General features: G+C 64.4%; 17 protein-coding genes. 1 reads left to right on the top strand and 16 read right to left on the bottom strand.

Annotated elements, in window-relative coordinates; genetic code table 11:
* Window positions 1–87: 87 nt before the first annotated feature.
* The 14 genes from lpdA to eno all read right to left on the bottom strand — a co-directional run bounded on the left by lpdA (window position 88) and on the right by eno (window position 14,441).
* Window positions 88–1,509, bottom strand: coding sequence for a dihydrolipoyl dehydrogenase (gene lpdA / locus IVB40_RS17405; protein WP_247819412.1), 1,422 nt, complete (start codon window positions 1,507–1,509; stop codon window positions 88–90).
* An 18-nt stretch (window positions 1,510–1,527) separates the two neighbouring features.
* The gene (locus IVB40_RS17400; protein WP_027567103.1) at window positions 1,528–1,755 is read right to left on the bottom strand and encodes a hypothetical protein; all 228 of its coding nucleotides are present in this window, start codon (window positions 1,753–1,755) and stop codon (window positions 1,528–1,530) included.
* Window positions 1,756–1,775: 20 nt separating this feature from the next.
* Window positions 1,776–3,125, bottom strand: a complete 1,350-nt coding sequence (locus IVB40_RS17395; RefSeq protein ID WP_247819411.1) for a pyruvate dehydrogenase complex dihydrolipoamide acetyltransferase — start codon at window positions 3,123–3,125, stop codon at window positions 1,776–1,778.
* Window positions 3,126–3,185: 60 nt separating this feature from the next.
* On the bottom strand, window positions 3,186–3,638 hold the full coding sequence (locus tag IVB40_RS17390; RefSeq protein ID WP_247819410.1) for a nucleoside deaminase: 453 nt from the start codon (window positions 3,636–3,638) through the stop codon (window positions 3,186–3,188).
* A gap of 2 nt (window positions 3,639–3,640) precedes the next feature.
* Window positions 3,641–3,943 (bottom strand): DUF5076 domain-containing protein, encoded by a 303-nt coding sequence (locus IVB40_RS17385; protein WP_007590623.1) that lies wholly within the window; start codon window positions 3,941–3,943, stop codon window positions 3,641–3,643.
* Window positions 3,944–3,946: 3 nt separating this feature from the next.
* Window positions 3,947–5,335: a pyruvate dehydrogenase complex E1 component subunit beta gene (locus tag IVB40_RS17380; protein ID WP_247819409.1), complete on the bottom strand. Its 1,389-nt coding sequence runs from the start codon at window positions 5,333–5,335 to the stop codon at window positions 3,947–3,949.
* A 29-nt stretch (window positions 5,336–5,364) separates the two neighbouring features.
* A complete protein-coding gene (gene pdhA, locus IVB40_RS17375; protein WP_247819408.1) occupies window positions 5,365–6,387 on the bottom strand; it encodes a pyruvate dehydrogenase (acetyl-transferring) E1 component subunit alpha in 1,023 nt (340 codons plus the stop codon).
* Window positions 6,388–6,653: 266 nt separating this feature from the next.
* Entirely contained in the window at window positions 6,654–8,171 is a 1,518-nt protein-coding gene (gene adh, locus IVB40_RS17370; protein WP_247819407.1) for an aldehyde dehydrogenase, read from the bottom strand.
* Between the two features lie 311 nt (window positions 8,172–8,482).
* Entirely contained in the window at window positions 8,483–9,445 is a 963-nt protein-coding gene (locus IVB40_RS17365; RefSeq protein ID WP_247356364.1) for a GAF domain-containing protein, read from the bottom strand.
* Window positions 9,446–9,613: 168 nt separating this feature from the next.
* Complete coding sequence (locus IVB40_RS17360) at window positions 9,614–9,931, bottom strand: septum formation initiator family protein (protein WP_007590617.1); 318 nt, start codon at window positions 9,929–9,931, stop codon at window positions 9,614–9,616.
* A 210-nt stretch (window positions 9,932–10,141) separates the two neighbouring features.
* Window positions 10,142–10,693: an NADPH-dependent FMN reductase gene (locus tag IVB40_RS17355; RefSeq protein ID WP_027567108.1), complete on the bottom strand. Its 552-nt coding sequence runs from the start codon at window positions 10,691–10,693 to the stop codon at window positions 10,142–10,144.
* Between the two features lie 176 nt (window positions 10,694–10,869).
* Window positions 10,870–11,868, bottom strand: a complete 999-nt coding sequence (locus IVB40_RS17350; protein WP_247819406.1) for an MBL fold metallo-hydrolase — start codon at window positions 11,866–11,868, stop codon at window positions 10,870–10,872.
* A 121-nt stretch (window positions 11,869–11,989) separates the two neighbouring features.
* Window positions 11,990–13,123 carry a zinc-binding dehydrogenase gene (locus IVB40_RS17345; protein ID WP_247819405.1) on the bottom strand — a complete coding sequence of 378 codons (1,134 nt, stop codon included), beginning with the start codon at window positions 13,121–13,123 and terminating at the stop codon, window positions 11,990–11,992.
* Between the two features lie 34 nt (window positions 13,124–13,157).
* The gene (eno, locus tag IVB40_RS17340) at window positions 13,158–14,441 is read right to left on the bottom strand and encodes a phosphopyruvate hydratase (protein WP_027567111.1); all 1,284 of its coding nucleotides are present in this window, start codon (window positions 14,439–14,441) and stop codon (window positions 13,158–13,160) included.
* Window positions 14,442–14,565: 124 nt separating this feature from the next.
* Between eno and queF the strand changes: the two genes are divergently transcribed.
* Window positions 14,566–15,054 (top strand): preQ(1) synthase, encoded by a 489-nt coding sequence (gene queF, locus IVB40_RS17335; RefSeq protein WP_007610784.1) that lies wholly within the window; start codon window positions 14,566–14,568, stop codon window positions 15,052–15,054.
* A 21-nt stretch (window positions 15,055–15,075) separates the two neighbouring features.
* On the opposite strand, the gene IVB40_RS17330 is transcribed toward queF, so the two are convergent.
* Window positions 15,076–16,281, bottom strand: coding sequence for an MFS transporter (locus IVB40_RS17330; protein WP_247435475.1), 1,206 nt, complete (start codon window positions 16,279–16,281; stop codon window positions 15,076–15,078).
* On the bottom strand, window positions 16,281–17,144 hold the full coding sequence (kdsA, locus tag IVB40_RS17325; protein WP_247397624.1) for a 3-deoxy-8-phosphooctulonate synthase: 864 nt from the start codon (window positions 17,142–17,144) through the stop codon (window positions 16,281–16,283). The genes IVB40_RS17330 and kdsA overlap by 1 nt, the downstream gene beginning before the upstream one ends.
* Window positions 17,145–17,151 lie beyond the last annotated feature (7 nt).

Here is a 17,151-nt window from a genome sequence, read left to right as displayed (position 1 = left end):
CGAAGCAATCCAGAATCTTTCCGCGGAGGCAGTCTGGATGGCTTAGCTTCGCTCGCAATGACGGTGGCGGGCGGCGATGCGCGCTCGTCAAATATTCAGCACCCGTCCATACGCATCCAGCACGGCTTCCTTCATCATCTCCGACAGCGTCGGATGCGGGAATACCGTGTGCATCAGCTCCTCTTCCGTCGTCTCCAGGTTCATGGCGACGACGTAGCCCTGGATCAACTCGGTGACCTCTGCGCCGATCATGTGGGCGCCGAGCAGCTGGCCCGTCTTTTTGTCGAAGATCACCTTGACCAACCCCTGGTCCTCGCCGAGGGCGATGGCCTTGCCATTGCCGACGAAGGGGAAGCGGCCGACGCGGATCTCGCGGCCGTTCTCCTTGGCCTTGGCTTCGGTGAGGCCGACGGAGGCGACCTGCGGATTGCAATAGGTGCAGCCCGGGATCAGGTTCTTGTCCATGGCGTGCGGATGCAGGCCCTTGATCGCCTCGACGCAGATCACGCCTTCGTGCTCGGCTTTGTGAGCCAACATCGGCGGGCCGGCGACGTCGCCGATGGCGTAGATGCCGGGGATGTTGGTCATGCCGTAGCCGTCGATCACGATGACGCCGCGATCGGTTTTGACGCCGAGCTTTTCGAGACCGAGATTCTCGATGTTGCCGACGACGCCGACGGCCGAGATCACGCGCTCGAACTCGGTCGTCACAGGCTTGCCCTTGCCGTCGTCAATGGTAGCAACGACGCTATCGGCCTTCTTCTCGAGCTTGGTCACCTTGGTCGAGGACAGGATCTTGATGCCCTGCTTCTCAAAACGCTTGCGGGCCAGGCCTGCAATCTCGGCGTCCTCAACCGGCAGGATCTGCGGCAGCACTTCGACCACGGTAACGTCAGAACCCATGGTGTGGAAGAAAGACGCGAACTCGATGCCGATCGCGCCGGAGCCGACCACCAGCAGCGATTTCGGCATCCGCTCCGGCACCATCGCTTCGAAATATGTCCAGATCAGCTTCTTGTCCGGCTCGAGGCCCGGCAGCACGCGCGGCCGCGCGCCGGTCGCGACGATGATGTGTTTGGCCTGATACGTCCCCTCACCCAGCGTGCCCTTTGGGCCCTCGACGTCGGACTTCTTCACGGTGACTTTGCCGGGCGCGTCGATCGAGGCCGCACCCCAGATCACGCTGACCTTGTTCTTCTTCATCAGGAAGCCGACGCCGTCGTTCAGCCGCTTCGAGACGCCGCGCGAGCGCTGCACCACCGCCTTCGGGTCGAACGAGACGTTGTCCGCCGACAGGCCGTAATCCTTGGCGTGCTGCATGTAGTGGTAGATCTCGGCCGAGCGCAGCAGCGCCTTGGTCGGGATGCAGCCCCAGTTCAGGCAGATGCCGCCGAGATAGGATTTCTCGACGATCGCGACCTTGAAGCCGAGCTGGGCGGCGCGAATCGCGGTGACATAGCCGCCCGGACCGGAGCCAATGATGATGATGTCGAAGGATGTGTCGGCCATGGCGGTTCCCCATTCAACTCAAGAGGCGCCGCGGACGCGGCGCCTGGAAATGATAACCCGGACCAGCCATTCGAGCAGGATCGCGCCGGCCATGATAGCCAGTGCGATCAGAACGACGGCCTGGCCGATGCTCCGTGCCAGCTGCTCGCCGGCAAAGAACGCGGAATGCAGAATATCGAGCCCGACTGGATTGAGTGCAACCACAGCCGAGAGCAACAAGGAGATCCAGGGCCAGCGCGTTCGCATTCACCCCGCGCCTCCCTGGGCTACACCATCATCATGACGGGATTTTCGATCAGCTGCTTGAAGGCGCCGATCAGCTCCGCGCCGAGCGCGCCGTCGATGGCACGGTGATCGCAGGACAGGGTCACGCTCATCATGTTCGCGATCTCGATCTTGCCGCCGCGGACGACCGGCCGCTCCTCGCTGGTGCCGACCGCGAGGATCGTCGCGTGCGGCGGATTGATCACGGCGGTGAAGTGGCTGATGCCGAACATGCCGAGGTTGGAAACGGCCGTGGTGCCGCCCTGGTATTCTTCCGGCTTCAGCTTGCGCGAGCGGGCGCGTGTCGCAAAATCCTTCATCTCGTTGGAGATGGTCGACAGCGTCTTGGTCTCGGCCTTGCGGATGATCGGCGTGATCAGGCCGCCGGGCATCGCCACCGCGACGCCGACGTCGGAATGGTGGTGCTTGACCATGCCGCTTTCGGTCCAGCTCACATTGCAATTCGGGATCTTCTGCAGCGCCACCGCCATCGCCTTGATGACGAAGTCGTTGACCGAGATCTTGTAGAGCGGCTTCTTCTCCTTGTCCTTGGGAGCAGCCGCATTGATCTCCTCGCGCGCGGCGAGCAGCTTGCCGATGTCGCAGTCGATGGTGAGGTAGAAGTGCGGGACGTTCTGGATCGACGCGGTCAGACGCTGCGCAATCGTGCGGCGCATGCCGTCATGCGGGACGACCTCGTAGGAGCCCGGCTCGAACAGCGACAGGATCTGCTTGTCCGACATGGTCGGCGCGGTCGAGGGCGCGCCTGACGGCGTCGCCGCGGGAGCCTTGAGGCCCTTGCCGGACCTGGCCTGCTCGACGTCGCGGGCCACCACGCGGCCATGCGGGCCGGTGCCTGTCACCATCGACACGTCGAGGCCGGATTCCTTGGCGAGACGACGCGCCAGCGGCGAAGAGAACACGCGGCCGCCATGGCCGTTGCTCTGCACGGCCGGTGCTGCGGCCTGCGGTGCAGGTGCTGCGGCGGGCGCCGGGGCGGCCTTGGGCGCAGCAGCCGCAGGAGCCGCTGCGGCAGCGGGAGCTTCAGCAGCTTTCGGAGGTGCGGTGGAAGCACTGGGCTTGGCGGCACCTGCCGCCTTCACGTCCTCGCCCTCGCCGGCCAGCACCGCGATCACGTCATTGACCGGGACGTCCTGCGTGCCCTCGGGCACGAGGATCCTGGCGATCGTCCCCTCGTCGATGGCCTCGACCTCCATGGTCGCCTTGTCGGTCTCGATCTCGGCGATGACATCGCCGGATTTGACCTTGTCGCCTTCCTTCTTCAGCCACTTGGCGAGGTTGCCCTTCTCCATCGTCGGCGAAAGAGCGGGCATCAGGATGTTGATGGGCATGCTGACCTCAAGAAGAACTTTGCAAAAATCCGTCTCCGGACCGAAGACGGACAGACCAGGTTAGTTGCCGATGTCGCCCTGCCACAGGCGCTCATTGGCAGGAATAGAACGCCAATTTTTCATCATGGTGATGGAGCGGTCGTCGGCAAGGTCGATCCACGGGATGCCGAACTTGTCGAGAATGTCCTTGGAGCCCTCGAAGGTGACGGACTCTCCGATCACCACGAGCTTGACCTTGAACAGCGCGAGCGCACCGGCACACATCGCGCATGGCGACAGCGTGGTGTACATGACGGTATCGTGGAACGAAATCGCACCCGCCTCGCGCAGGCAACTCATCTCGCCGTGCAGGATCGGGTTGTTCTCCTGCACGCGGTTGTTGTGGCCGCGGGCGATCACCTTTTTATCGCTGGTCAGCACGGCGCCGATCGGCAGGCCGCCTTGCGCGATTGAGGCTTCCGCCTCGCGGATCGCCTCCAGCATGAAATCGAAATGATAGGATTCGATCGCCACGGTCAGTGCCCCTTCCCGCGCGGCGTCGTGGTGCCGGTGTCGGTGGGACGCTCGATCTCGGCCTGGAACATCTCGATGATCCGGTTCAGCGCGTCCTCCTCGGTGTATTCGCTCTCGCGCGCATAGGCGCGCGCGGCGTGACGGGCGAGATCGACGAGCAGCAGGCCCCACATGTCGGGCTCATCGAAGGCTCGCTGGAACGCCATCGACAGCCCGCCGTCCAGCACGAACACGCGCAGGATCTCGACCGCATCATCGCGGACGAGGACGTCGGGTGGCAATGGCTGCTCCTTCGGGCCCGCCATGGTCTACCTGTAGCAGACGGCTTTGGCGGCCTCGACCACTTCGGCAGCCGAAGGCAGCGCGAGCTTTTCCAGGTTCGCGGCATAGGGCATCGGCACGTCCTTGCCGGAGACGCGGGTTACAGGCGCATCCAGATAGTCGAAGGCATGCTCCATGATCCGCGCGGCGATCTCGGCGCCGACGCCGCTCTGGGCCCAGCCCTCTTCCACCGTGACGGCACGTCCCGTCTTCTTGACGGAGTTGATGATGGTCTCGGTGTCCATCGGACGCAGCGTGCGCAGGTCGATCACCTCGGCCTCGATGCCGTCCTTGGCGAGTTCGTCGGCGGCTTTCAGCGCGTAGCTCATGCCGTTCGACCACGAGATGATCGTGACATGGCTGCCGGAACGCACGATGCGCGCTTTGCCGATCGGAATCACAAAGTCATCGAGCTTCGGCACCTCGCCGGTGTGACCGTAGAGCATCTCGTTCTCGAGGAAGATCACCGGATTGGGATCGCGGATCGCAGCCTTGAGCAGGCCCTTGTAATCAGCGGCCGAGAACGGCGCGACGACCTTGAGGCCCGGGACGTTCGAATACCAGGACGAATAATCCTGGCTGTGCTGAGCGGCGACGCGGGAAGCAGCGCCATTGGGCCCGCGGAACACGATCGAGCAGCCCATCTGGCCGCCGGACATGTAGAGCGTCTTGGCCGCGGAGTTGATGATCTGGTCGATCGCCTGCATGGCGAAGTTGAAGGTCATGAACTCGACGATCGGCTTCAAACCGCTCATCGCAGCGCCGACGCCGATGCCGGCAAAGCCGTGCTCGGTGATCGGCGTGTCGATGACGCGCTTGGCGCCGAACTCCTGAAGCAGCCCTTGGGTCACCTTGTAGGCGCCTTGGTACTCGGCGACCTCTTCGCCCATCACGAAGACGTCGGCGTCGCGGCGCATTTCTTCTGCCATGGCATCGCGCAGGGCTTCGCGGACGGTCTGCGTCACCATCTCGGTGCCGTCGGGCACTTCCGGGTCGGGTTCTGCGACCGCTTGCGGCGCCGGCGCAGCTTTGGGAGCTGGAGCCTCGGCCTTCGCGGCGGCAGGAGCTGCGGATTCGGCAGCCTTCTGCTGCTGGGCAGGCGCGGGCGCCTTGGCGAGATCGGCGGCACTCTCACCATCGGCGAGAATCGTTGCGATCGGCGTGTTCACGGCCACGTCGGCGGTACCCTCGGGGATCAGGATCTTGCCGAGCGTACCTTCATCGGTCGCCTCGACCTCCATGGTCGCCTTGTCGGTCTCGATCTCGGCGATAACGTCGCCGGACTTGATCGTCTCACCCTCTTTTTTCAGCCATTTGGAGAGGTTGCCCTTCTCCATCGTGGGCGACAACGCGGGCATCAGCACTTGAATTGGCATATCGACTCCAAAAGAAAGCTTGCGCGCGTTCAGCGGTAAATATCGGTCCAGAGCTCGGCGGCATCCGGCTCGGGATCATGCTGGGCGAAATCGGCGGACGCGTTGACGACGTCGCGCACCTCGGCGTCGATCGCCTTCAGATCCTGCTCGCTGACCTTGGCGGCCAACAGGCGGTTGCGCACCTGCTCGATCGGATCCTGGTCGTGGCGGACTTTTTCGACCTCCTCGCGCGTTCTGTACTTTGCGGGATCGGACATCGAGTGGCCGCGGTAGCGGTAGGTCTGCATCTCCAGGATGAAGGGGCCCTTGCCGGCGCGGCACCAGGCCGCCGCCTCGTCGCCGGCGGCCTTGACGGCACGGACGTCCATGCCGTCGACCTGCTGGCCGGGAATGTTGAAGGAAGCGCCGCGTTTGGAGAAATCCTGCTGCGCCGAGGCGCGCGAGACCGAAGTGCCCATGGCGTAGCGGTTGTTCTCGATGACGTAGATCACCGGCAGCTTCCAGAGCTCCGCCATATTGAAGCTCTCATAGACCTGGCCCTGGTTGGCCGCACCGTCGCCGAAATAGGTGACGCTGACATTGTCGTTGTCGCGATAGTGATTGGCGAAAGCGAGCCCCGTGCCGAGCGAGACCTGGGCGCCGACGATGCCGTGGCCGCCGTAAAAGTGCTTCTCCTTGCTGAACATGTGCATGGAGCCGCCCTTGCCCTTGGAATAGCCGCCGCGACGGCCGGTGAGCTCGGCCATGACGCCGTTGGCCTCCATGCCGGTGGCGAGCATATGACCGTGATCGCGATAGCCGGTGATAACCTGGTCGCCCGGCTTCAGGGCCATCTGCATCCCGACCACCACAGCCTCCTGGCCGATATAAAGGTGGCAGAAGCCGCCAATCGCGCCCATGCCGTAGAGCTGGCCGGCCTTTTCCTCGAACCGCCGGATCAGGAGCATGTCGCGGAGCGCCTTGAGCTCCTGCTCTCTGGTGAATTCCGGGGGCGAACCGCCGTCGGTCTTGTCCTGTGCAGTGCTTGCGGCGGCTTTCTTGGGTGCGGCCATGGGAATTCCGGGTCAGAGAAAACTTCAGCCCTCTCTAACCCAAGTCAAATGCCCTTGGAAAGCACCGCGGCGGCATGGCACGACTTTCATTATGCCGCACTGCAACGTGATCGTAATATTGCAAAATCTTTGACGCGGATCGGGCAACAAATCGACACGGTCGCCGCACGCGCTAGATTCGTGACCTCATCAAAAAGCGTCGAGCCGATAAAGTCCCGCCGTTTGGAGTGGGCGACACCGAAGCGGCGCCGCCCACTTCCGTCCGATCAGAAGAAGCCCAGCTTCTTGGGGCTGTAGCTGACCAGCAGGTTCTTGGTCTGCTGGTAGTGATCGAGCATCATCTTGTGGGTCTCGCGCCCGACGCCCGACTGCTTATAGCCGCCGAAGGCCGCATGCGCGGGATAGGCATGGTAGCAGTTGGTCCAGACCCGGCCGGCCTGGATTGCCCGGCCGAAGCGATAGCAGCGGTTGGCGTCGCGGCTCCAGACGCCGGCCCCCAGGCCGTAGGGCGTGTCGTTGGCGATCTCGAGCGCCTCCTCGTCGTTCTTGAAGGTCGTGACAGAAACGACGGGGCCGAAGATCTCCTCCTGGAAGACGCGCATCTTGTTGTGGCCCTCGAACACGGTCGGCTGGACGTAGAAGCCGCCGGCGAGATCGCCGCCGAGCTCGGCGCGTCCACCGCCGGCCAGCACCTTGGCTCCCTCCTGCTTGCCGATGTCGATGTAGGAGAGGATTTTTGCGAGTTGCTCGCCGGAAGCCTGCGCGCCGATCATGGTGTCGGCCGCGCGCGGATCGCCCTGCTTGATCGCGGCGACGCGCTTCAGCGCCCGCTCCATGAAGCGGTCATAGATGTCGGCATGGACCAGCGCTCGGCTCGGACAGGTGCAGACCTCACCCTGATTCAGCGCGAACATGACGAAACCTTCGATCGCCTTGTCGAAGAAATCGTCGTCTTCGGCGATGACGTCGCTGAAGAAGATGTTGGGCGACTTGCCGCCGAGCTCGAGCGTGACGGGAATGAGGTTCTGGCTGGCATATTGCATGATCAGCCGGCCCGTCGTGGTCTCGCCGGTGAAGGCGATCTTGGCGATGCGCGGGCTGGACGCGAGCGGCTTGCCGGCTTCCAGACCAAAGCCGTTGACGATGTTGAGGACGCCGGGCGGCAGAATGTCGCCGATGATCTCGGCCCAGACCATGATCGAGGCCGGGGTCTGCTCGGCCGGCTTCAGCACGACGCAATTGCCGGCGGCGAGCGCGGGCGCGAGCTTCCAGCAGGCCATCAGCAGCGGGAAGTTCCAGGGGATGATCTGGCCGACCACGCCGAGCGGTTCGTGGAAATGGTAGGCAACGGTGTCGTGATCGATCTCGCCGATCGAGCCTTCCTGGGCACGGATGGCGCCGGCGAAATAGCGGAAGTGGTCGATGGCCAGCGGGATGTCCGCTGCGCGGGTCTCGCGGATCGGCTTGCCGTTGTCCCAGGTCTCGGCGATGGCGAGACGCTCGAGATTGTCTTCCATGCGGTCGGCGATCCGGTTCAGCATCGCGGCGCGCTCGGCGACGCTGGTGCGGCCCCAAGCGGCCTTCGCGGCATGCGCTGCGTCGAGCGCTGCCTCGACGTCCTGCGCGTCGGAGCGCGCGATCTTGCAGACGATCTGGCCTGTCACCGGCGAGGCGTTGTCGAAATACTTGCCGGAGATCGGCGCGACGAATTTGCCGCCGATGAAATTGTCGTAGCGTTCGGCGAAGGGAATTTTGGTGACGCTGAGGAATTCTACCTTGTTCATTGATCACTCCCGATGTTTGCTGTTTGCGCAATTCGTCGCGTGGTCGCGACTTGCGCCGACGATGTCGCGGGAGGCGTCTTCTGTCAGCCCTGATAGGAGCGATGACGGAGCCGACCTGTCGCAGTTCTGCGACAGGTGACGAGGCTGCACGTCGTGCCGCCGCACGTAATGACGCCGCCGCACATACTGACCTCATCCTGAGGAGCGCGCTCTTGCGCGCGTCTCGAAGGATGGCTGGGGTGACAGCAGGGCATCTTGTGGTTCGAGACGACCGCTTTGCGGTCTCCTCACCATGAGAATCTACCAGCAGCTCAATGCGCGTTCAGCTCGAACCGCTTGAGCTTTCTGTGCAGCGTGGCACGGCTGACGCCGAGGGCCTTCGCGGCCGCCGAGACATTGCCGCCTGCGCGCAAGAGCGCCCGCTGCAACACTGCGCGCTGACCGCCGGCAAGATGGTCGCGCGCGGTGTCGCCGCCGAGGAGATCAGCGGCAGGCATCGGCTGCAACGCCCGGCCGGGCGCAATCCCGAGTCCCGCTCGGGCGGACCGGGTCGCGCCGATCACGAGATCGTCCGCATCGACCGCAACGAGGCCGCCGCACTGGCCGTCCGCAGCTTGCGTCAGAACGATGCGGGCATGGGCGAAGGCCCTGCGAAACAGATCGGCTTCGATACGCCTGGCTGCCTCACCGGCCGCGAGCGCGATCAGACTGGAAAACACGTCGGTGCGGTCGGCGCGGCAGGAGGAGACGTCGAGCACGCCCGCGAACGCAGCCTCATGGTCGTAGATCGGAACGGCGGTGCAGCTCAGAAGCGTGTTGCGGGTGAAGAAATGCTGATCGCGGTCGATCGTCAACGGACGCTGCTCGACGAGGCAGGTGCCGATGCCGTTGGTGCCCTCATGCTCCTCGCTCCAGAGCGCGCCGGTCCAGAGGCCCCAGGACTGAAATGTCGCATCGTCGGCCGGGGTGCCGCGGCGATCGACCGGCACGCCCTCGCCGTCCGCAAGCAGCACGCAGCAGCCGCTGGCGCCGACCGCCTGATAGAGCCGGTCCATCGCACCCCGCGCAGCGGCGAGCAGCGGCGCGACGCGCTCCCGCGCGCGGTGCAGCTCGGCTTCGCTCAGCCGGTTCGGCAAGCTACGGCCGGCGGGATCGAGACGATGCAATCTGGATGAACGGCGCCACGAGGCCACGAGCGACGAGCGTGCCGCCTGGCCTGACGTAATGGCGGCCTCGACACGGGCCGCGTGATGCCGGGGGGATTGCCCATTCATCACTGTTTCCTCCGGGTGGCAATCTAGACGGTGCCGGCACGGCCCGGTTGATCTGCGTCAACCCTGGCCATGATGATGGAAGCCATGAGCCGGTTGCGGCGCTGCCGTCAAGACGGCAGTCCGGTTCCAGGCCTTCAACTTGGAGGCCTTCAACTTTCGGAAGAGCTGTCAGTTCGCCGGGATCGTCCGGACGAGATCGCGCGGATTGACGTAGTCGAGCTGGAAGCGCGCCCGCTCGTCCAGCATGTCTGGGTCGATCTTCGCGGAGCGCAGCAGCGAAACGCGCTGCTCGCTCCTGGCACGCTCGCGCTTGAGCTGGGCAAGCTCGCTCGTCAGCGCCACGATCTCCTGGTCGAGCTCCTGGCGGGCGTTGAGGCCGTATTTGCCGGTATAGGCGTTGACGCCGAAATAGCCGACGATGGCGGCCGCCATCGCATAGAGGGCAAGACCGGTCAGGATCGATTTCAGGCGCGCGCGGGAGACCATCCAGGGAAGATGAGACAGGTTGGTTAAGGGCGTGCTAATTGCCCCCGCCCGCATCGCGTTCCCGTGCCTGACTTAGCCGTCATGCCCGGCCTTGTGCCGGGCATCCACGTTCTTCGTCAATTTAGCGAGCACGTGGATGGCCGGGACATCTAGCGCGAAGACGCGCTTCGCGCTTTTGCCCGGCCATGACGAAGTCCTGGGAATCGCGCCTCAGCCGTGGTGCTTCGCCACGTGCACCGCAAACGCGTCGATATAGGCCTGGAGCACGGGCTTCAGGGACTCCTTCGTCAGATTGCCGTCGGCGTCGAAGGCGTCGCCCACCCCGTTCAGATAAGCCTCCGGCTGCTGCAGGATCGGACCGGAAATGCCCGGCAGGATGTTCTGCAGCGTCTTGGCGGCGCTGACGCCGCCGAGCGGACCCGGCGAGTTCGCGACGATGCCGACCGGCTTGCCGTTGAACGAGCTCTTGCCGTAGGGCCGCGAGGCGACGTCGATGGCGTTCTTCAGCACGCCCGGGATCGCGCGATTGTATTCCGGCGTGACGAAGATGACGCCGTCCGACTTCTGGATCTTTTCGCGAAAAGACAGCCAATCGGCCGGCGGCGCGCCCTCGAGGTCCTGGTTGAAGAACGAGATGCCGGCCGGCGTGATGACCTCGAGCTTGAGCGAAGCAGGCGCGAGCTTGGCGAGCGCATGAGCGATCTTCAGCGAGAAGCTGTCCTTGCGCAGGCTGCCGGCGATCGTGACGATATTGTAGGCCATGGAGTGTCCTCGAAATCTTCAGCGGGAGTGCCGGGGCGGCACTTAAGCGGTCCCGAGTGATGGATGCAAGTGCATGGACCGGTCGGATTTGGAAACGCTGGGTTTCTGAACGGTTGCCCAAACAATCAGGCCGCCAAGTGGCGGCCTGACTCCTCGGCACAAATCTGCAACCCGGCTCAGATCGTCGGATTCCACGCCGACGGGATCAGGCGATATTTGGCGCCGTCCTTCTCGACACGGCCGACCGAGGGGAAGTTGAAGTGGAAGCCGATCACGGTCGCCTTTTCGGCTGCCGCCATGTCGTAGAATTTGTGGCGGGTCTCCTGCGCCAGCGCAGCATCGGTGTCGAACATCACATGCCAGTCCGGATTGCGCAGGAAGAACTCCGGGATGTTGGTGACGTCGGACTGGATCAGCACCTTGGCATCGCCCGAGGCGACCGCGAACGAGGTGTGCCCGGGGGTGTGGCCGGGCGTCGCGATCGACGTGATGCCCGGCGCGACCTCCTTGCCCCACTCGTATTTCGTCACCTTGGATTCGAGGCCGGCAAAGGTCTTCTTCACGTTGGCGAAGTAGTTCTTCATCATCGCGTTGGACTCGGCCTTGGCGGCGTTGTCCTCGCTGGTCCAGAACTCCCAGTCCTTGCCCGGCACCATGATCTCCGCATTGGGGAAGGCAAGCGCGCCGTCGGCGAGACGAATGCCGTTGGTGTGATCCGGATGCAGATGCGAGAGCAGCACCACGTCGATGCTCTTGGGGTCGACGCCGGCGGCTTGGAGGTTTTGCAGCGTGCGGCCGACGGCGCCCTTGCTCGCCTCGAAATTCGCAATGCCGTTGCCGGCATCGATCAGCACCAGCTTGGAGCCGGTGTTGATGAGCTGCGGATTGAACGGCAACGTGACCATGCCCTTCGGCATGTAGGCCGCCTCGCCCGCGGCCAGCGCTTCCTCCCTCGGCGCGTTGACGACGAACTTGTCCGGCATCGGGAAAGTGCGCGCGCCGTCATTGATCGAGGTGCACTCGTAGCTGCCGACCTTATAGCGGTAGAAGCCCGGCGCCTGCGTGCCGGCTTGCGGCACCGCGGCATTGGCGGCGGTCGGTCCAAGCTTGGTCACGGCCGCCGCACTGAGGGCGGCGGCGCCTGCGAGCAAATGGCGGCGATTGAGATCGGTCATTGAGAGGTCCCCTTCTGAGCGCGCCTTGCGGATTTTTCCGCTTTCAATGGCGGCGGAATAATCCCCCGCTTCGCTCAGAAGGCAAGACCTTCTTTGGGTGACGTGCAGTCGCACGCCGCGATTATTTATTTGGGTTGATGAGGAATTTTTCGCCGGTAGCGCGTTTGGCGTAGACCGCGATATTGGCGGGATCGAGCGCCTCCGAAAGCGACACCACCTTGGTGTAGTGGCTGGCAAACGTGGTCTTCAGTTCGTCGACGACGCGCTGGCGCAGCCTAGCCCCGTCCGCCTGCCCGATCTTCATCAGAAACGGAAACAGCAGCCAGCCGCCGACGCCCCAGGCCATGCCGAAGCCGCGCGGCAGCTCGATCGGGCGAACATCGAGCGCGCCATAGACGTAGACCTGCTTGTGCACGTTGGAGCCATAGCGGCTGTATTCCTTCGCGGTCTTGTTGATCGCGACTTCCATGCAGTTGAGGATGTCGCCGGCGAGCTTGCCGCCGCCGATGGCATCGAAGGCGATGGTGGCGCCGGTCTCGACCAGCGCATTGGTGAGATCGCCGAGGAAGCTCGGCGCGGTGGAATCGACGACATATTTGGCGCCGATCTCGTGCAGGATGTCGGCCTGCTCCTTGCTGCGCACGATGTTGACCAGCGGGATGCCGTCCTTGATGCAGATCTTGTTCAGCATCTGGCCGAGATTGGATGCGGCCGCAGTGTGCACCAGCGCCTTGTGACCCTCGCGCCGCATGGTCTCGGTCATGCCGAGCGCCGTGAGCGGATTGACGAAGCAGGAGGCCCCTTCGGCCGGCGTGGTGCCCTCGGGCAGCGGCAGGCACTCGCGTACTTTCAGCGTGCGATACTGCGTATACATCGCGCCGCCGATCATCGCGACCGTCTTGCCCATCAGTGCCTTGGCGGCATCCGACGAGCCGGTCCTGATCACGACGCCAGCGCCTTCGTTACCGACCGGCATGGACTCGTCGAGCCGGCCTGCCATCGCCCGCATCGCGCCTTCCGGCACCTTCGCGGTGATGACGGGAGCGCCCTTGTCGCCGGAAGCCTTTGCCGTGCTCATATCGGCTGCGCCGATCAGGAGCCCGAGGTCGGACGGATTGATCGGCGCCGCCTCGACGCGGACGACGACCTCGTCCGCGGCGGGATCGGGGGTCGGCACGTCGAGAAGCGAGATCTCGAGCTCGCCGCTCTTCTTGATCAGCGAACGCAGTTGCAGGCCGTTCTTGCCGTCGCTCATGTCGATCCTCCCCTGTTTTTGTCCGACCGCTGGCTTATGCCAGCGCCTTCAATGCCGCCTTGCCGCCGTAGAGCGCCTGCTTGCCGAGCTGCTGCTCGATGCGCAAGAGCTGGTTGTATTTGGCAGTGCGATCGGAGCGCGCAAGGGAGCCGGTCTTGATCTGTCCGCAATTGGTGGCGACCGCGAGGTCGGCGATGGTGGAATCCTCGGTTTCGCCGGAGCGGTGCGACATCACCGAGGTGTAGCCGGCCTTGTGCGCCATCTCGACGGCGGCGAGCGTCTCGGTCAGCGTGCCGATCTGGTTGACCTTGATCAGGATCGAGTTGGCCCGTCCGGCCTTGATGCCTTCGGCGAGGCGCTTGACGTTGGTGACGAAGAGATCGTCGCCGACCAGCTGGCACTTCTTGCCGACGAGGTCGGTCAGCTCTTTCCAGCCGTCCATGTCGTCTTCCGACATGCCGTCCTCGATGGTCACGATCGGATAGCGCGAGACGAGGTCGGCAAGGTACTTGGCCTGCTCGGAGATCGAGCGGGTCTTGCCCTCGCCTTCGTAGACGTACTTGCCGTCCTTGAAGAACTCGGTCGAGGCGCAGTCGAGGCCGATGACGATGTCGGAGCCCGCCTTGTAGCCGGCCTTGCCGATCGCGTTCATGACGAATTCGAGCGCGGCGTCCGCCGACGGCAGGTTCGGGGCAAAGCCGCCCTCGTCGCCGACATTGGTGTTGTGGCCGGCCTTCTTCAGCTCCGACTTCAGGGTGTGGAAGACCTCGGCGCCGTAGCGCAGGCCCTCGGCAAAGGAAGACGCGCCAACCGGCAGGATCATGAATTCCTGGAAGTCGATCGGGTTGTCGGCGTGCATGCCGCCATTGATGATGTTCATCATCGGCACCGGCAAGAGACGCGCCGAGGTGCCGCCGACGTAACGGTACAGCGGCATGTCGAGCGAGTTCGCAGCCGCCTTGGCGCAGGCGAGCGAGACGCCGAGAATGGCGTTGGCTCCCAGCCGGCTCTTGTTCGGCGTGCCGTCGAGGTCGATCATGATCTGGTCGAGCTGGGCCTGCTGCTCGACATCGAGGCCGTTCAGCGCCTCGAAGATCTCGCCGTTGACGGCGCCGACCGCCTTGGTGACGCCCTTGCCGAGATAGCGGGCCTTGTCGCCGTCGCGCAGTTCCACCGCCTCGTGGGCGCCGGTGGAGGCGCCGGACGGCACGGCAGCACGGCCAAGCGCGCCATCTTCCAGCACGACGTCGACCTCGACGGTGGGATTGCCCCGGCTATCCAGGATTTCGCGTCCGATGATGTCGATGATGGCGGTCATGAGGGCCTCTTTTCGGGGGACTAAGCAGTCAGTTGGGGTGCTTCTACCGCAATGCATCGAAGCGGAAAAGGCCGGGTGACGGCCGCACGATGATTGGCTAAGAGGGCGCCACGGAGGCGGCCTGATGTCGAAAAAGCCCAGCAAATCGAAGAACTCAAGCTCGGATTCAGCTGCCCTGCAGCTTGGCCGCGCCGTGGAATGGCCGGATGCGCCCGAGAAAGCCAAGCTCGACCGCGTGCCGAATCCGCAAGGCGGCACCGACTATCTGGTGCGCTTCACCGTGCCGGAATTCACCTCGCTCTGCCCGGTCACGGGACAGCCGGATTTCGCACATCTGATGATCGACTACGCCCCCGGCCAATGGTTGCTGGAGTCGAAGTCGCTCAAGCTCTACATCGCGAGCTTCCGCAACCACGGCGCCTTCCACGAGGACTGCACCGTGATGATCGGCAAGCGCATCGCGAGCGAGATCAAGCCGAAGTTCCTGCGCATCGGCGGCTACTGGTATCCGCGCGGCGGCATCCCGATCGACGTGTTCTGGCAGACCGGCCGCGCGCCGAAGGGATTGTGGGTGCCGGAACAGGGCGTCGCGCCCTATCGCGGGCGGGGCTGAGCTCTCTCTCGTGTCCAGGCCTCAGCGCGCGTCGGATGGCGCGCGCTGTTTCAACAGCCGCGCACACACGAAACCGAGCGCGACCATGATCGCGGCGCTCGCGAACAGGGTCGGCATCTTGCCGCCATGCTGCAGGCCAAGGCCGTAGGCGAGCGGCCCGACCGTCTGCCCCATGAAGAAGAAGAACGAATGCAGCGACAGCGCGGTCGCGCGTGCTTCGACCGAGAGCTCGCTGGCAAACATCTGAAGGCAGCCATGGGCGATGTAGAAACCCCAGCCCATCACGATGAGATTGAGTGCCTGCACTTCCCAGCGCAGGCCGAAGGCGACGACAACGAGCTGGGAGGCCACCAGCGTCATCCCCGCGATCATCATTCGCTTCATGCCCAGCCATGGCAGCAGGCGCGACACCGTCAGGGTGTAGAACAAGCCGCCGACCGCAAAGCCCGCGATGACGAGACCCGCGATCGAGAGCGAGGTCTGCCCGAGTTCGAACAGGAACGAGGCGATGTAGGGAAACAGGCCGAGCACGCAGCAGCCTTCGATGAACACCGCCGCATAACAGACATAGGCGTTCGGGTTGGTGAAGATAGTGCGATAGCCCGCCTTCAGCGCCGACAGGCTCGTCTTCGGCGGATGCTTGACCTTGGCGCCACGAAAACCGGCGGCGACCGCGATCGATGCAACGATCACGAGCACGCCGAGCACCGCCAGCACGCCGCGCCAGCCGAGGAAATCGCCGATCAGGCCGGAGGCCGAGGCTCCGAGGAGATTGCCTGTCATCGCGCCGGCAAGCGTGCGGCTGATCGCGACCTGGCGTTTCTCCGGACCGACGAGATCGCTGGTCAGGCTGAGCGCCACCGGAAACACGCCGCCGGAGCCGATGCCGGCGAGGATACGGGTCGCGAACAGGACCGAGAACGAGGTCGAGAGCGAGCCCAGGATGTTGGCAAGGCCGAGCAGCGCGAGGCAGCCGATCATCAGCCGCGTCTTGCCGAACAGATCGGCGGCGGCGCCGACGATCGGCTGGATGATCGAGAAGGTGAAGGCGAACACCGCGGCAAAACCGGCAGCGGTCGCGATGCTGACGCCAAAGTCCTCGGCGACGTGCGGCAGCACCGGATCGAGCGCGCGCGCGGAGAGCGCTGCGGCAAAGCTTGCACCGGAGATGACGTAGAGCGCGGCCGGCAGGCCGTGATCGTGCGGCCGCGCTGCGCCTTCCTGCATCAGCGCGGATCGGCTTTGGTAGAATCTTTGGCGAGCGCGTCGAATGCCATCAGCTTTCGGATCAGCGCCTCGAACTCGCGCAGCGGCACCATGTTGGGTCCGTCGGACGGCGCGCTGTCAGGATCGGGATGGGTCTCGATGAAGACACCGGCAACACCGACGGCAACGGCTGCGCGTGCGAGCACCGGCACGAATTCGCGCTCGCCCCCGGAAGACGTCCCCTTCCCGCCCGGCTGTTGCACCGAGTGAGTGGCGTCGAAGATCACGGGGGCGCCGGTGGTCCGCGCCAGGATCGGCAAGGCGCGCATGTCGGAGACCAGCGTGTTGTAGCCGAAGGACGCACCACGCTCGGTGACGAGCACATTAGGATTGTTCGCGCTCGTGATCTTGGAGACGACGTTGGCCATGTCCCAGGGCGCGAGAAACTGACCCTTCTTGACGTTGACGACCTTGCCGGTCGCGGCGGCCGCCAGCAGCAGATCGGTCTGGCGACACAGGAAGGCCGGGATCTGCAGGATGTCCACCGCCTGCGCCACATCGGCGCACTGCGCGGCGTCATGCACGTCGGTCAGAACCGGCAGGCCGAGCGACGATCGGATTTCGGCGAAGATCGGCAGCGACTGGGCAAGCCCGAGGCCACGCGCAGCCGACGCGCTGGTGCGATTGGCCTTGTCGAACGAAGTCTTGTAGACGAGGCCGATCTGCAGCCGCGCGGCGATCTCCTGCAGCGCGGAGGCCACCTCCAGCGCATGCTGGCGGCTTTCGAGCTGACACGGCCCGGCAATGATCGAGATCGGCAGATCATTGCCGAATTTGACCTTACCAATGGTGACGACCGGCGCCGCTGACGTCGAAGAGCTCAAGGCAAAT

It is taken from the genome of Bradyrhizobium sp. 40, assembly GCF_023100925.1.
Taxonomy (GTDB): domain Bacteria; phylum Pseudomonadota; class Alphaproteobacteria; order Rhizobiales; family Xanthobacteraceae; genus Bradyrhizobium.
The sequence above is the reverse complement of the archived record's forward strand: the minus strand, read 5'-3'. Positions and strand labels throughout refer to the sequence as shown.

Bases quoted from the DNA above. Each gene is read 5' to 3' on its own strand.
- lpdA (WP_247819412.1), bottom strand. From the start codon at position 1,509: ATGGCCGACACATCCTTCGACATCATCATCATTGGCTCCGGTCCGGGC.
- IVB40_RS17400 (WP_027567103.1), bottom strand. From the start codon at position 1,755: ATGCGAACGCGCTGGCCCTGGATCTCCTTGTTGCTCTCGGCTGTGGTT.
- IVB40_RS17395 (WP_247819411.1), bottom strand. From the start codon at position 3,125: ATGCCCATCAACATCCTGATGCCCGCTCTTTCGCCGACGATGGAGAAG.
- IVB40_RS17385 (WP_007590623.1), bottom strand. From the start codon at position 3,943: ATGGCGGGCCCGAAGGAGCAGCCATTGCCACCCGACGTCCTCGTCCGC.
- IVB40_RS17380 (WP_247819409.1), bottom strand. From the start codon at position 5,335: ATGCCAATTCAAGTGCTGATGCCCGCGTTGTCGCCCACGATGGAGAAG.
- pdhA (WP_247819408.1), bottom strand. From the start codon at position 6,387: ATGGCCGCACCCAAGAAAGCCGCCGCAAGCACTGCACAGGACAAGACC.
- adh (WP_247819407.1), bottom strand. From the start codon at position 8,171: ATGAACAAGGTAGAATTCCTCAGCGTCACCAAAATTCCCTTCGCCGAA.
- IVB40_RS17365 (WP_247356364.1), bottom strand. From the start codon at position 9,445: ATGAATGGGCAATCCCCCCGGCATCACGCGGCCCGTGTCGAGGCCGCC.
- IVB40_RS17360 (WP_007590617.1), bottom strand. From the start codon at position 9,931: ATGGTCTCCCGCGCGCGCCTGAAATCGATCCTGACCGGTCTTGCCCTC.
- IVB40_RS17355 (WP_027567108.1), bottom strand. From the start codon at position 10,693: ATGGCCTACAATATCGTCACGATCGCCGGCAGCCTGCGCAAGGACAGC.
- IVB40_RS17350 (WP_247819406.1), bottom strand. From the start codon at position 11,868: ATGACCGATCTCAATCGCCGCCATTTGCTCGCAGGCGCCGCCGCCCTC.
- IVB40_RS17345 (WP_247819405.1), bottom strand. From the start codon at position 13,123: ATGAGCGACGGCAAGAACGGCCTGCAACTGCGTTCGCTGATCAAGAAG.
- eno (WP_027567111.1), bottom strand. From the start codon at position 14,441: ATGACCGCCATCATCGACATCATCGGACGCGAAATCCTGGATAGCCGG.
- queF (WP_007610784.1), top strand. From the start codon at position 14,566: ATGTCGAAAAAGCCCAGCAAATCGAAGAACTCAAGCTCGGATTCAGCT.
- IVB40_RS17330 (WP_247435475.1), bottom strand. From the start codon at position 16,281: ATGCAGGAAGGCGCAGCGCGGCCGCACGATCACGGCCTGCCGGCCGCG.